The sequence below is a fragment of the Candidatus Sulfotelmatobacter sp. genome (assembly GCA_035498555.1).
GTDB lineage: Bacteria > Eisenbacteria > RBG-16-71-46 > RBG-16-71-46 > RBG-16-71-46 > DATKAB01.
The window spans coordinates 1-13,640 of the sequence record DATKAB010000184.1; the positions used below are offsets into that span (position 1 = coordinate 1).

The window sequence follows — 13,640 nt, forward strand, 5'->3', positions numbered from 1 at the left end:
GTGGCGGTTCCACCCTCGAAGCGCGGATTCTTCGGCTTCGACTTCCGCCTCGGCGACGACGGCGTCAACGGCGAGCGGGTCTACCTGCGGCCACACGAATCCGGCGAGCCCGACGCGATCCAGTACACGCCGGTGCTCAACTCCGGCGCCAACTGGCAGCTCTACAACGGGCCGGGATTCACCGGCGCCGTGGACATTCCCAGGAGCGAGTGGTTCCACCTGCGGCTCGCGGTGACGGGCGCGCAGGCGAGCCTGTTCGTCGGCGACATGACCAGGCCGGCGCTGGTGATGGACGACCTGAAGAGCGGGGTCGAGAAGGGACAGGTGGCGATCTACGTGCTCACCGGCGACACCTACTTCTCGAAGGTCGAATACCGCGCCACACCGGACGCTCCGTGGCAGCGCCATCTGCCGCCGATGCCGGCCGGCACGCTCACGAGCTGGAAGATCTCGCCCTCGTACGACGCTCTTTCGCGCGACCTCGAGCGCGCCCCCTCGAGAGCCGAGAGCGACACGATGCTCTGGCAGGATGTCCAGGCGGAGCCGCCCGGCCTGGTGGCGCTCTATCGCTATCGGCAGGCCCCGCATCTCCGCGTCACGTTCCAGAGCGATTTTTCGACCCGGCTCCGGCCCCAGCCGGGGATGCGCGTGGTCTACGCGCGCACTTTCATCGACTCCGATCGCGATCAGGTGAGGAAGCTCGAGATCGGCTACAGCGACGACGTGAGCGTCTTCCTGAACGGCAGAATTCTATGGCGTGGCCGGAGCGCTCAAGCATTTCGCGATCCGCGCTTCCTCGGTATCGTGAATCCCGAGAACGACACCCTCTACCTGCCGCTCAGGAAGGGGCGCAACGACCTGCTGCTGGCGGTGAGCGAGCTAGGAGGCGGCTGGGGATTCATCTGCCGGCTGGGGAAGTAACGGCGTCGATCCGGGCCGGGCGCCGTCCGAGAACACCGCGCCGGCGGCACCCGGGGGCGCGGAGGCCGATAGAGCGCGAAGGCGCGTTCTCGCGCCGCAATCGCGCCGTTTCCGTCGGCCATCACGCTGCAGGCGGAGGCCAGCCCGTCGAAGGCCTCGGCACCTCCGGAAGCGTCCCCCGCCCGTTGGAAGCACTCCCGCGCCGCTTCCCATTCGCCTCGGGCGAGGGCTTCGCGGCCGGCGGCCAGTTCGGGTGCGGCGGGCTCGGAGTCGCGCATGGCGCGTGAAGACTAGCCCGGTCGTGCGGGAGCGTCGGCCCGCGAATTCACCTCGCGAACTGCGTGTTGTACCACCACACCGCGCGACTCAGGTGCCCGTCGGCCGAGAATTGGAGCGGCACGCCGATCGCGAACGTGAACGCCCCGCCGATCGCCACGCTTCGATAGGTCGAGGCGTGGTCCGGATCGGCGAGCCCACCCACCAGCGCGCCGGCCAGCAGCGCGAGTCCGGCATCGGTGAACACCGCGGCGGTGCGCCGCGTCGTGACGGCGCGTTTCGCGAACTCGAGCGCCTGCGGCTGACCCGCGAACATCGGGCTCAGGTCGCGCGTCCAGAAGAATCCCAACCGCGTGACGCGTTGTTCCTGCTCGCCGCGCACGACGTCAAGGCCGTTCCAGGCCGGGACCACCGCCAGCGCGCAGCGCGCGTAGGTGCAGATGGAGTCGGGCGGCGCCGCGGGAACCGCACGCCCGGCGTTCGAAGCGCACGCGGGGCGCGCTCGGAACCCCATGGCGCACAGGAACAGCGCGGCGAGCACGAGCGTGCGGCTCATGCCCGCCACCATGATCGCAGCGCGCGCGCCCGTCAATCGCGCGATGCGCGATGCGATCGACTCAGGGCTTCACGGCCAGCAGGTGCTGAACGCGTGGCTCGTTCATGATCGAGGCGAACTCGGGATCGTTCGCGACCCGCGAGCGGCCATTGAACCCGCTGTCGAAGGCCTTCTCGAGCGTCGCGATCGCCTGGTCCTTCTTGCCCGCCTGCGCGTATTCGGCGGCCGCCTGGTAGTAGGTCCAGCCGGTCATGTGATCCTTCGTCCCTTCGGCGCTGCGCACGATCGCGTCGGCCGCCTCGGCATGCTTCCCCTGCGCGCCGAGCGTGCGGCCGAGACTCCCCCACGCGTCGCGGTTCGCGCCGTCCCGCGCCAGGATGCTGCGGTAGATCTGCTCGGCTTCGGCGTAGCGCTTCTCGTCGTACTGGATGTCGCCGCTCTGCGCCAGTCGTCCGCGATCGTCGGTGCTGGGATTGAAGTACGAATAGTTGGTGGCCAGTGAAGCCTCCGGCGACCACGCGTACTCCATGTAGGTCGCGACCTGATCGGCCACGCGCCGGCCGAGCAGCCGGGCCACCACGTGCAGCGAGCCGTCGATCCCGGCCGAGATCCCGGCGGTGGTCACCACGTGGCCGTTGTCCACGAAGCGGCGGCCGCGTTTGACGGCGGCCTTCGGGTAGTTGCGCTGCAGGTCGTCGATCGCGCCATGGAAGGTAGTCACTTCGAGGCCGTCGAGCAGACCCGCCTTGCCAAGCACGAACGCGCCGGTGCACACCGACTGGGCGATCTCGGCCTCGACCGAAGCTTTCTTCGCCCAGGCAAAGAACTCGGGATCGTCGTAGATCTTGGACGACGGCCCCCCCGGGAACACGACGATGTCGGGCCTGGGCGCGTCCTGAATGGAGTACGAAGGCGCCACCCACAGACCCTGCGCGTTCAAAGGCTGCTTGTTCTTCGAGACGATGTAGACCCTGAATGCCGGCTCGCCGTTGGCGCTGCCAAAGTTGGCGGCGTCGTTGTAGACCTCGAACGGACCGGTCCAGTCGAGCGGCTCGGCGTTCTCGTAGACCACGATCGCGACGTTGCGCGTGTAGGGCTTCGCCTGCGCGGTCGCGGCGGCGAGCCCCGCGATCAGGGTGAACAGGGCGATGAGCTTCATGACGTCCTCCTCTTCGGGTCCGTGGCGCCGCGGCCACGCGGCCGCCGCCGCTCACACCTTCGAACCTGCCCGAGGCCGCGTCCACGAAGGAGCAGCCAACCGCTCGAGGGGTGCGGCGAACCGGCGGGGGGCGGCGCCTGGCGATCAGCGCGCGCGGCGGATGGGGTCGAGCAGGCGCTCGAATTCCTCGCGGCGCGCGCGGCTCAGCCGCACGCGCGTCCCATCGGCCAGTAGCAGCTCGCGGTCGCCGTGCTGGAGCGCGTGAATCTCCCGCACCCGATCGAGCGCGATGATGGCCGAGCGATGGACGCGGAAGAAGCGCTGCGGATCGAGACGCTCGGCCAGCTCGTTCAGCGTTTCGCGAAGCAAATGGGTCTCGCCGCCGGCGTGGATCTCGGCGTAGTAGTCGGCGGCGCCGATCCAGTCGATGGCGTCCACGTCGATCACGTGAGTGCGGCCGCGGTCGCGCACCAGGATGCGGCGCGTCTCCCGCGAATGCTCGCGCAGCAGCGCGCCGAGCTGCGGGCTGCCCGGCTGGCCGGCGCGGCGGAGCATCGCAAGCGCCTTGGCGCGCGCCAGCGCGTGCGCGAACCGCTCGTCCGAGATCGGCTTCAGCAGATAGTCGATGGCATGGACGTCGAACGCGCGCAGCGCGTGGTCGGAATGCGCGGTGACGAACACCACGGCCGGAGCGCGATCGATCCCGATCTGGTCGAGGAGCTCAAAGCCGTCCACCTCGGGCATCTGGACGTCGAGGAACAGGATGTCGGGCCGGGTGCGTTCGACTTCGGCGGCGCCGTCGGCGCCCGCGCACTCTCCCACCACCGTCGCCTCCGGATCGCCCGCCAGCAAGAGTCGGATCGCCTGACGGGCGAGCGGCTCGTCGTCCACGATCAGCACGCGCCATGGCTCGCTCACGGCGCCTCGCTCCACGGAATCACGGCGCGCGCCATCACTCCGCCATCCTCCTCGAGCAGCTCGAACCGGGCGCGATCGCCGTACATCTGTCGGAGCCGCGATCGGGTGGAGCGAAGCCCGATGCCTTCTCGCCGCTGGCCATGGAGCCGGCCGGTGTTGAAGATCTCGATTCGCAGCTCGTCGCCCGCCCGGCGCGCGCGCATCGTCACCCTCCCCGGCGCGCGACGCGACGCGATTCCGTGCTGGATCGTGTTCTCGGCCAGCGGTTGGAGCAGCAGCACCGGTACCGCGGCGCGCCGCGTCTCGGGCGGAAAATCGAGCTCGACCTGAAGACGGTCCGCGAAGCGCAGCCGCTGGATGTCGAAATATCGCTCGACCATGCCGGCCTCGTCCTCGAGCGGGACGCGCGATCCGTCGGCGCGATCGAGCGAGTAGCGCAGCAGGTCCGAGAGGCCGGCGATCATGCCGATCGCCTCGGCCGATTGGCCGCAGCGCACCAGCGAGCTGATCGCGTTCAGAGTATTGAAGAGGAAGTGCGGCTGAATCTGAAGGCGAAGCGCGTGGAGTCTCGCTTCAGCCAACGAGGTCTCGAGTTGCGCGGCGCGGCGCTCGCGGTCGCGCTCCCGTTCGGCGCTCTCCCGGGTGTAGTGAGCGAGCACCACCAGCCCATAGAGCACCAGTTCGAGCGGCAGAACTCCAATCGTGACCTTGCGGTAGCGGGGCATGAACGCGGTGGGATTCATGAAGTCGTAGGGCTTGAGCCACAGCTCGGCGCCCACCCACAACGCGGTGTGGAGCGTCGCGAACGCCAGCGCCACGATGCAATGAAGCGCCACCCGCACCGGCGACGCGGGCCGCAGTGGAATCCCGCGCAACAGCCCGCTGATCGCCGCCGTGTACCCAGTCCACACGCTCCAGACCAGGGTCTGATAGCCGATCAGCGCCAGCCACGAATGATGGTGGGCGAGCATGCTGATCTGGATCTGGAGCCCCGAGATGGCGCCGAACAGGGCCCAGAAGCCGGCGACCGAGAGTCCGATTCGCGTCGTTCGAGAGAGCATCGCGGTCAGGATGCCACGTCTCGCCGCCGGCCGGTGGACGCTGCGGTGAATCGCCCCGGGGCGGCCGCCAGTCGGACCGGGTGTCAGCTTGGCAGGCGATCTGACCTCCTGGCAGGGCGCCTCGACGAAATGAGGGCGCCGGTCGTGGAAATCCGCGCGAATCCGTCTGGCCCGTGGCTTGCGGAAGACCGCTCCGCCACCGGAATGCGGCGGGGTGCCGCACCGGTAACCCGGAGACCGCGTGAACGATCAGCTCGAGACTTTCCGGTACGACGACGATGTCGTCAGGAAGTTCCTGGTTGCGACCTTCGTTTGGGGACTGATCGGGATGCTGGTCGGGCTGCTGATCGCCCTCCAGCTCGCCCTTCCCGCCGTCAATGTTCCGCCTTTCCTCACCTTCGGCCGCCTCCGTCCGCTCCACACCAACGCAGTGGTTTTCGCATTCGCAGGCAACGCGTTCTTCTGCGGCGCTTATTACTCGACTCAACGGCTGCTGAAGGCGCGCATGTACTCCGACCTGCTGAGTCGGCTCCACTTCTGGGGCTGGCAGTTCATCATCGTGTGCGCGGCGATCACTCTGCCGCTCGGCTTCACGCAGGCCAAGGAGTACGCCGAGCTGGAGTGGCCGATCGACATCCTGATCGCGCTGGTCTGGGTGGTGTTCGCGGTCAACTTCTTCGGCACCATCGCCCGCCGCCGCGAGCGCCACCTGTACGTGGCGATCTGGTTCTATATCGCGAGCATCGTCACCGTCGCGATCCTGCACATCTTCAACAACCTCTCGGTGCCGGTCGGACTGTTCAAGAGCTACTCGATCTACGCCGGCGCGCAGGATGCCTTCATGCAGTGGTGGTACGGCCACAACGCGGTGGCGTTCTTCCTGACCACGCCGTTCCTCGGACTCATGTACTACTTCATGCCCAAGGCGGCCGAACGTCCGGTGTTCTCCTACCGCCTCTCGATCATCCATTTCTGGACGCTGGTGTTCCTGTACATCTGGGCCGGCCCGCATCATCTGCATTACACCGCGCTGCCGGAGTGGGCGTCCACGCTCGGCATGGTGTTCTCGGTGATGCTGTGGATGCCGTCCTGGGGCGGCGGCATCAACGGCCTGCTCACGCTGCGCGGCGCCTGGCACAAGGTGGTGGACGACCCGATCCTCAAGTTCTTCGTGGTCGCGGTCACCGCCTACATGATGGCGACATTCGAAGGGCCGATGCTGTCGGTCAAGAGCGTCAACGCGCTGGCGCACTACACCGACTGGGTGATCGCGCACGTCCACACCGGGGCGCTGGGCTGGAACGGGTTCCTGACGTTCGGAATGATCTACTGGCTGCTGCCGCGCCTGTTCCATACCGAGCTCTACAGCAAGAAGCTGGCGGAGGCGCACTTCTGGTTCGCCACCTTCGGCATGATCCTCTACGCCACCGCGATCTATTCGGCCGGGCTCACCCAGGGCCTGATGTGGCGCGCGTTCGATTCCACCGGACGGCTCCAATTCCCGGACTTCATCGAGACCACCATGAAGCTGATCCCCATGTACTGGATGCGCGCGGCGGGCGGCACGCTCTACATCGCCGGGATGGTGATGTTCGGTTGGAACATCCTGATGACGTGGAAGAAAGCGCCGGCGAATCTCGAAGACCCGGTGGTGCAGGCGCCACCGCTCGAGAAGCGCTACCCGCCCGCGGCGGCGAAGGGCGGTCTGCTGGGACTCGGCTGGCATCGCCGCTGGGAGGGCCTGCCGCTCACCTTCACGGTGTGGGTGGTGGTGGCGGTGGTGGTGGCGTCGCTGTTCGAAATCCTGCCGACGTTTCTCATCCGCAACAACATTCCGACCATCGCCTCGGTCAAGCCGCTGACGCCGCTCGAGCTGGCCGGGCGCGACATCTACATCCGCGAGGGCTGCTTCAACTGTCACTCGCAGATGATCCGACCGTTCCGCTTCGAAACCGAGCGCTACGGCGAGTACTCGAAACCGGGCGAATCGGTCTACGACCACCCGTTCCTGTGGGGCTCGCGGCGCATCGGTCCGGATCTCGCGCGTGAAGGCGGGCGCTACAACGATCTCTGGCACGTTCGCCACATGGAGAATCCGCGCGCCGTCAATCCCCGCTCGATCATGCCGCCCTATCCAGGATTGCTCACGCACTCGATCGCCTTCGATGGGATCCAGCGGCGCGTCGACGCCATGGCGATGCTCGGGGTGCCCTACGGCGGCGCGATCCAGCGCGGCGAGGCGATGGCGCGCGAGCAGGCCGACAGCATCGCGGTCGAGATCGTGAACGAAGGCGGGCCGGCGCATCTCGAGAGCAAGGAGATCGTGGCGCTGGTCGCCTACCTGCAGCGACTCGGCGCCGACATCAAGGCCGCGAGCACCGCGTCGGCGGACGCGACCGCGCCTTCGAGCCCGGAGGTGCACTAATGGAGAAGCTCTCGGACATCGTCAGCCACGCCGGGCTCCACGGCTACGCGGAAGTCGCTCTGGTGCTGTTCCTGATCGCCTTCCTCCTCATCCTCCTGCGCGTCCTGTCACCGCGACGCAAACAGGAGCTCGAGGACCTCGCGCGCCTGCCTTTCGATTCGGACCCGCCGTCGCCTCAACGCAAAGGAGCGAAGCAGTGAACGACCAGCCCGGGCGCGAGCCGAAGCAGGATCGGCTTCTCGATCACAACTACGACGGCATCCAGGAATACGACAATCCCATGCCGCGCTGGTGGGTGGGTCTGTTCTGGGCGACCATCGTGTTCTCGGTGATCTATTTCCTCAACGTGATCCCGGGAGTCGGCACCGGCCCGGGCCGCATCGCGAACTACGAGCGCGAGATGAAGATCGCCGGCGAGAAAGCCGCGGCGCTCGAGGCCGCCCGGCCGAAGCTCGAGCTGACCGACAGCGCGATCTGGGGGCTGACGCGAAACGACGGCGCGCTGGCCGCCGGCAAGGCCACTTTCGCCAGTACCTGCTCGCCCTGTCATCGGCCCGACGGTGGCGGCAACATCGGCCCCAATCTCACCGATGACTACTGGCTCCATGGCAACCGGCCCATGGAGATCGTGCACACCATCACCACCGGCGTGCCCGACAAGGGCATGCCCACCTGGGGATCCACATTGTCGCCCGAGCAGATCGCCGACGTCGCGGCCTACGTCATGACGCTGCACGGCACGCGGCCTCCGCAGCCCAAGTCGCCGCAGGGCGAGAAACTCTCGGCGCCGGAGCCCCCGGCATCCACGGCCGCGTCACACTGACCCGAGGCGGGAGCCGATGCTCTCGCCCGATCGAGCAAACGAGACTTCCGACATGCCCCGCACTTCCGATCCGGTCCAGGCTCCGGGACGCGTGCTCTCGACGCTCAACGTCGACGGCACGCGCCGCTGGCTGCGGCCGCGCCCTTCGCCCGGCCGCTGGCTGCGCGCCCGGCGCGGCACCGCGTGGGTGCTGATGCTGATCTTCATGGCGGTCCCGCTCACGCGCATTCACGGACGTCCGCTGGTGCTGCTCGATCTGCCGCGACGCGAGTTCACTCTGTTCGGCACCACCTTCCTCTCCACCGACACCGTGCTCTTCATGCTGCTCTTCATGGGAGTGGCGATCACCATCTTCCTGGTGACCGCGCTGCTCGGCCGCGTGTGGTGCGGCTGGGCCTGCCCGCAGACCGTGTATCTGGAATTTCTGTTCCGGCCGGTCGAGCGCCTGCTGGAGGGCGGCTGGCTCGGCTCGCGCCGAATCGATCGCGAGCGCGGCCACCTTCACTGGCGGCGGATCGCGAAGAACGTGATCTATCTCGGATTCGCGCTCGTCCTCGCCCACACCTTCCTTGCCTATTTCGTGCCCTGGGAAGAACTGCGTCACTGGCTGGTGCGCTCGCCGGTGCAACACAGCACTTCCTTCTCGCTGGTGATGGCGACCACCGGGCTGATCTTCTTCGACTTCGCGTACTTCCGGGAGCAGACCTGCCTGGTGGCGTGCCCTTACGGACGACTCCAGTCCGTGCTGCTCGACCGCCAGTCGCTGATCGTCGGCTACGACCGGCGCCGCGGCGAGCCACGCGGCAAAGGGGTCGCGAATCGCGCCGCCGGGCTCGGCGATTGCGTCGACTGCCGCATGTGTGTCGAGACCTGCCCCACCGGAATCGACATCCGGGAAGGCCTGCAGATGGAATGCGTCCACTGCACGCAGTGCATGGACGCCTGCGATCACGTGATGACGCAGGTCGGAAAGCCACCGGGCCTGATCCGCTATGGCTCGCGTGACGAGTTCGAAGGGGCCGCGCGCCACTGGCTGCGACCGCGGGTCGTGCTCTATCCGATCGCGCTGCTGCTGGTGACGGGTGCGTTCGTGACGCTGCTGTTCGCCCGCCCCGATACCGACGTCACGGTGCTGAGCGGCGTGGGTCGCCCTTACACCATCGAGCCCAACGGCGAGGTCATGAATCAACTGCGCGTGAAGCTGGTGAATCGCGCCGGGCGCGATCGCGCCTACCACATCACGCTCGAGGGCGCGCCCGGAGCGCACGCGATCGTTCCGATCGATCCGCAGCCGGTGCCCGCCGGCGGCATGGCGACCGCTCTGGTGGTCGTGTTGTCGCCGCCCAGCCTGTTCCGTGACGGGGAGCGCGAAGTCACGCTGCGAATCGGCGACGGGGCGCGATTCGAGCAGCGCGTGCGCTACGAGCTGGCCGGCCCGCGCGCCGGCGAAGGACGCGAGGCCGGGGAGCCGGCAGCGGACGAGCGCCGCGAGGAGGGCCGATGAATCCCGCGAAGCTGTGGCCGCTGGCGATCGCCGGCGTGCTGGCGATCACCGTGGGCGCCAATTTCTGGATCCTGTTCGTGGCCAATCAGGATCCCAACGCCGCGGCGCTCGAGTCGGACTACTACCGCAAGGCGGTGGCCTTCGATTCGACGCTGGCCCAGGCGGCCCACGATTCCGCACTCGGCTGGCGGCTGGACGCGACCCCGGGCCGCTATCGCGCCGCCGGCACGCCGCTGACCGTCGCGCTGTTCGACCGCGACGGCCGGCCGCTGCGCGATGCGCGAATCGCGCTCACCGCGATCCACAATCTCGAGGCTGGCCGGGTGGTGAGCGCTGCATTCCTGACCGGCGCCGACGGCCGCGCCACCACGGTCGTCCCGCTGCACCACGCGGGATTGTGGGAGTTCCGCTTGGACGCCCGGCTCGGCGGCGAGCGGTTCACCGCCGATCTGCGGCGAGACGTCGGAGCGTCGCGATGATGCCGCTCGCCGTCGCCGTGCTGCTCGCGAGTCTGATCGGCAGCCCCCATTGCGCCGGAATGTGCGGCGGATTCGTGGCGTTCTACGCCGGAGACAGTCGCTCGCGGTTCCGCCCGCACCTCGCCTACAGCTTCGGCCGGCTGCTCTCGTACGCGGCGCTCGGCGCCATCGCCGGCGCGATCGGTGCCGGCGTGGATCACGTGGGAGCGCTGGCGGGACTCGGGCGAATCGCCGCGCTCGCCGCGGGACTCGCCATGATCGCGTGGGGAGGGGTCTCACTGCTGGCGACTCTCGGCTGGCCGGTCGGCAGGCCCGCGGCACCCGCCGCGCTCAGGCAGTGGCTCGCCGCCGCGCTCCGCGCGGTCGGTCGTCAGCCGGACTGGGTGCGGGGATGGGTGATGGGACTGGTCACCACGCTGATCCCCTGTGGCTGGCTCTACGCGTACGTCGCGGTGGCCGGCGGCACCGCGAGACCAATCGCTGGCGCCGCGGTGATGGCGGCGTTCTGGGTCGGCACGTTGCCGGTGATGGCCGGGCTGGGACTGGCCGCCCAGTCGGCGCTCGGGCCGCTGCGCCGGCGCCTGCCCGCGCTGACCGCCACGCTGCTGTTGCTGTTCGGGCTGCTCACCGTCGCCAACCGGCTGCGCCCCATGCCGGCGATGGATCACATGGCGCCCGGCTTCCTCTCGCCTCACTCGGGGCCCGGACATGTCGCTCGCCCCGGCCGCTGAACCTCCCGCCGGCGCGGAAATCTCCGCGCGCTCATCCCTCGATTGCACTCACTGCGGGCTGCCGGTTCCACGCGGTCGCATCGAACCCGAAGCCGTGTTGCAATTCTGCTGCGCGGGCTGCGCCACGGCCTGGCAGGTGATCCACGACAGCGGGCTTGCCGCCTACTACCGAATGGCCGAGCGGCGGCAGGCGGCGGTGGAGTCGAGCGGCGCGAGCTTCGAGGAGTTCGATCATCCGGCGTTCCAGGAACTTCACGTGAGCACCGGCTCCGACGGTCTCGCCGAGGTGCGACTGCAGCTCGAGGGGATTCACTGCTCGTCGTGCGTGTGGCTGGTGGAGCGCCTGCCGCGCGTGGTGCCGGGCCTCGCGCGCGCCGAGCTCGAGGCCACCCGCGGACTGGTGCGGCTGCGCTGGGACCCACGCGCGGCCACGCTCTCGAGCATCGCGCGCTTCCTCGACACGCTCGGCTATCGCCCGCACCCATTCCGTGGCGGGCGCGCCGATGGCATCCGCCACCGGCAGGACCGCGCGATGCTGGCGCGCATCGGCGTGGCCGGCGCGATCGCCGGAAACGTCATGATGCTGGCGGCCGCGATCTACAGCGGCTGGTTCGGACACATGGAGCACGCCGATCAGCGATATTTTCGCTGGCTGAGCCTGCTGCTGACGCTGCCGGCGCTGCTCTATCCGGGCAACGTGTTCTTCCGCGGGGCGTGGGCGGCTCTCCGCACGCGCACGCTGCACATGGACGTCCCCATCGCGCTGGCGCTGGCGATCGGATTCGGCCGTGGCGCCGTCAACACCGCCACCGATCGGGGGCCGATCTATTTCGACGGCGTGGCCATGTTGGTCTTTCTGCTGCTGCTGGGCCGCTTCCTCCAGCAGCGGGCGCAACGCACCGCCGCCGACTCGACCGAGCTCCTTCACGCGCTCGCTCCGGCGAGCGCGCGCGTCGTCGAGAATGGAAACGAGCGGGTCGTTCCAGCACAGGCGCTGCTCCCCGGCATGCTGCTGGCCGTACGCCCCGGCGACACTCTGGCCGCCGACGGCGTGGTGGACGCCGGCGAGAGCGAGATCGACCTGTCGCTGCTGACCGGCGAATCACGCCCGGTCCCGGTCGGCGCGGGCGAGCCGGTGTGGGCGGGGACCCTCAATCGGTCGGCGCCGCTGCGCGTGCGCGTCACGCGAACCGGCGAGGAGAGCCGGCTGGGCTTGATCCTCGCCGAAGTCGAGCGCGGCGGCGGCCGGCGCGCGCCGGTCGTGGCGACCGCCGACCGCCTGGCGGCCGGATTCGTGGCGGCAGTGCTGGCGCTGGCCGGACTCACCTACGCGCTGTGGATGAGCCGCGCCCCCGGCCGCGCGCTGGACCACGCCATCGCGCTGCTCATCGTTACCTGCCCGTGCGCGCTCGCGCTCGCGACCCCGCTGGCGGTGGCGGTGGCGATCGGGCGAGCGGCGCGCGCCGGCATCCTGATCAAGGGCGGCGACGCGCTCGAGGCCCTGGCGCGACCCGCCACGTTGTTCCTCGATAAGACCGGCACCGTGACGCTCGGCCGCACGTCGCTCGAGCGCTGGGAAGGCCCCGCATGGGCGCGGCCGTTGATCCTGGCGCTCGAACATCATTCGACGCATCCGATCGCCAGCGGATTCCGCGAGGCCTGGCCCGGCCTCGAAGCGCCGCCGGCCAGCCAGGTGCGGGCCACCACCGGAGGTGGAATCGAGGGCGCCGTCGCGGGTCATCGCCTCGCGATCGGCTCACCGCGATTCGTGAGCGAGCGGCTCGCGTCGGATGGCGCGACACCGCCCGCAGCGCCGCGCGACATGGTGGCCGGCGAGGCAGTCGCTCACGCGCTCACTCCGGTGTGGGTGGCGGTGGATGGCGCGGTGATCGCGCGAGCGGGGTTCGGGGATCCGATCCGGCCCGACGCGCTCGAAGTCTTGAACGCAATTCGGGCGCGCGGGTGGAAGGTCAGGCTGCTCTCCGGCGATCACCCCGAGGTGGTGCGCGAGGTCGGCGCACGGTTGGGATTCGATCCGCGAGACCTAGAGGGCGGCGCGACTCCGGAGCGGAAGCTCCGGGCGATCGAGCAGGCCTCCGCCTCGGGTCCCGTGGTCATGGTGGGTGACGGCGTCAACGACGCGGCCGCCATCGCGCGCGCCACGGTGGGAATCGGGGTGCGAGGTGGCGCCGAGGCGTGTCTGTCGGCGGCCGATGTCTTTCTCTCGCGCCCCGACCTCACCTCACTCACCGAGTTGCTGGAGGGCAGCGAGCGCACCCTGGGAGTGATTCATCGCAACATCGCGTTCTCGCTGGTGTACAACCTGCTCGGCGCGGCGCTCGCGATCGCCGGACGGATCGATCCGCTGGTCGCCGCGATCCTGATGCCGGCCTCGTCGCTTACCGTGGTGCTGGCTTCGTGGCTGGGGCGCACGTATCAGGAGCCGCGTCGCGCCCGGCCCGCGCCGGCGCCCGCCGAGATCGCGGCGATCGCGAGTGGGGCCGCGACATGAGCGTCATGTATGTGATCGTGCCGCTCGCGCTGCTGGTGGTGCTCGCGGCGGTGGCCGCGTACCTGTGGGCGGCGCATCAGGGTCAGTTCGACGACCTCGATACCCCGGCGCTGCGCGCGCTTCACGATGAGCCTGAGGATGGCCCGTCGCCGCCCAGCGGCGACCGTCAACATTCTTCGCCGCACAACCAACGACCCGCGCGCCCGCCGCGGATTCGAATTCGCCCCGCCCCAGTGGGACGCCGGGCCCGCCGCTGCTAGTATCCGGAGTCCGGA

General features: G+C 69.1%; 13 protein-coding genes. 9 read left to right on the plus strand and 4 right to left on the minus strand.

Features of this window, described 5'->3' with window-relative positions:
- The coding region (locus tag VMJ70_14495; protein HTO92337.1) for a hypothetical protein at positions 1-921 on the plus strand (921 nt) is incomplete at its 5' end.
- A gap of 325 nt (positions 922-1,246) precedes the next feature.
- Here the strand turns inward: VMJ70_14495 and VMJ70_14500 are convergent.
- The 4 genes from VMJ70_14500 to VMJ70_14515 form a co-directional block, all read right to left on the minus strand.
- Positions 1,247-1,753: a hypothetical protein gene (locus tag VMJ70_14500; protein ID HTO92338.1), complete on the minus strand. Its 507-nt coding sequence runs from the start codon at positions 1,751-1,753 to the stop codon at positions 1,247-1,249.
- Positions 1,754-1,814: 61 nt separating this feature from the next.
- A complete protein-coding gene (locus tag VMJ70_14505) occupies positions 1,815-2,912 on the minus strand; it encodes a DJ-1/PfpI family protein (GenBank protein ID HTO92339.1) in 1,098 nt (365 codons plus the stop codon).
- A 144-nt stretch (positions 2,913-3,056) separates the two neighbouring features.
- Positions 3,057-3,830: a LytTR family DNA-binding domain-containing protein gene (locus VMJ70_14510; GenBank protein HTO92340.1), complete on the minus strand. Its 774-nt coding sequence runs from the start codon at positions 3,828-3,830 to the stop codon at positions 3,057-3,059.
- Positions 3,827-4,891 carry a histidine kinase gene (locus VMJ70_14515; protein ID HTO92341.1) on the minus strand — a complete coding sequence of 355 codons (1,065 nt, stop codon included), beginning with the start codon at positions 4,889-4,891 and terminating at the stop codon, positions 3,827-3,829. The genes VMJ70_14510 and VMJ70_14515 overlap by 4 nt, the downstream gene beginning before the upstream one ends.
- 241 nt (positions 4,892-5,132) lie before the next feature.
- Between VMJ70_14515 and ccoN the strand changes: the two genes are divergently transcribed.
- Genes ccoN through ccoS form a run of 8 tightly spaced genes read left to right on the plus strand, consistent with a single transcriptional unit; the run spans position 5,133 to position 13,625 of the window.
- On the plus strand, positions 5,133-7,316 hold the full coding sequence (ccoN, locus tag VMJ70_14520) for a cytochrome-c oxidase, cbb3-type subunit I (GenBank protein ID HTO92342.1): 2,184 nt from the start codon (positions 5,133-5,135) through the stop codon (positions 7,314-7,316).
- Entirely contained in the window at positions 7,316-7,516 is a 201-nt protein-coding gene (locus VMJ70_14525) for a CcoQ/FixQ family Cbb3-type cytochrome c oxidase assembly chaperone (protein HTO92343.1), read from the plus strand. Before ccoN ends, VMJ70_14525 begins: the two co-directional genes overlap by 1 nt.
- Positions 7,513-8,139: a cbb3-type cytochrome c oxidase N-terminal domain-containing protein gene (locus VMJ70_14530; GenBank protein HTO92344.1), complete on the plus strand. Its 627-nt coding sequence runs from the start codon at positions 7,513-7,515 to the stop codon at positions 8,137-8,139. Before VMJ70_14525 ends, VMJ70_14530 begins: the two co-directional genes overlap by 4 nt.
- 52 nt (positions 8,140-8,191) lie before the next feature.
- Entirely contained in the window at positions 8,192-9,643 is a 1,452-nt protein-coding gene (gene ccoG, locus VMJ70_14535) for a cytochrome c oxidase accessory protein CcoG (protein HTO92345.1), read from the plus strand.
- Complete coding sequence (locus VMJ70_14540) at positions 9,640-10,122, plus strand: FixH family protein (protein ID HTO92346.1); 483 nt, start codon at positions 9,640-9,642, stop codon at positions 10,120-10,122. Before ccoG ends, VMJ70_14540 begins: the two co-directional genes overlap by 4 nt.
- Positions 10,119-10,853, plus strand: coding sequence for a sulfite exporter TauE/SafE family protein (locus tag VMJ70_14545; protein ID HTO92347.1), 735 nt, complete (start codon positions 10,119-10,121; stop codon positions 10,851-10,853). The genes VMJ70_14540 and VMJ70_14545 overlap by 4 nt, the downstream gene beginning before the upstream one ends.
- A complete protein-coding gene (locus tag VMJ70_14550) occupies positions 10,831-13,365 on the plus strand; it encodes a heavy metal translocating P-type ATPase (GenBank protein HTO92348.1) in 2,535 nt (844 codons plus the stop codon). Before VMJ70_14545 ends, VMJ70_14550 begins: the two co-directional genes overlap by 23 nt.
- Positions 13,362-13,625: a cbb3-type cytochrome oxidase assembly protein CcoS gene (ccoS, locus tag VMJ70_14555; GenBank protein HTO92349.1), complete on the plus strand. Its 264-nt coding sequence runs from the start codon at positions 13,362-13,364 to the stop codon at positions 13,623-13,625. The genes VMJ70_14550 and ccoS overlap by 4 nt, the downstream gene beginning before the upstream one ends.
- Positions 13,626-13,640: the final 15 nt, after the last annotated feature.

Coding starts and splice junctions, on each gene's coding strand:
- VMJ70_14540 (HTO92346.1), top strand. CDS start 9,640: ATGAATCCCGCGAAGCTGTGGCCGCTGGCGATCGCCGGCGTGCTGGCG.
- VMJ70_14525 (HTO92343.1), top strand. CDS start 7,316: ATGGAGAAGCTCTCGGACATCGTCAGCCACGCCGGGCTCCACGGCTAC.
- VMJ70_14515 (HTO92341.1), bottom strand. CDS start 4,891: ATGCTCTCTCGAACGACGCGAATCGGACTCTCGGTCGCCGGCTTCTGG.
- ccoS (HTO92349.1), top strand. CDS start 13,362: ATGAGCGTCATGTATGTGATCGTGCCGCTCGCGCTGCTGGTGGTGCTC.
- VMJ70_14550 (HTO92348.1), top strand. CDS start 10,831: ATGTCGCTCGCCCCGGCCGCTGAACCTCCCGCCGGCGCGGAAATCTCC.
- VMJ70_14500 (HTO92338.1), bottom strand. CDS start 1,753: ATGAGCCGCACGCTCGTGCTCGCCGCGCTGTTCCTGTGCGCCATGGGG.
- ccoG (HTO92345.1), top strand. CDS start 8,192: ATGCCCCGCACTTCCGATCCGGTCCAGGCTCCGGGACGCGTGCTCTCG.
- VMJ70_14545 (HTO92347.1), top strand. CDS start 10,119: ATGATGCCGCTCGCCGTCGCCGTGCTGCTCGCGAGTCTGATCGGCAGC.
- VMJ70_14505 (HTO92339.1), bottom strand. CDS start 2,912: ATGAAGCTCATCGCCCTGTTCACCCTGATCGCGGGGCTCGCCGCCGCG.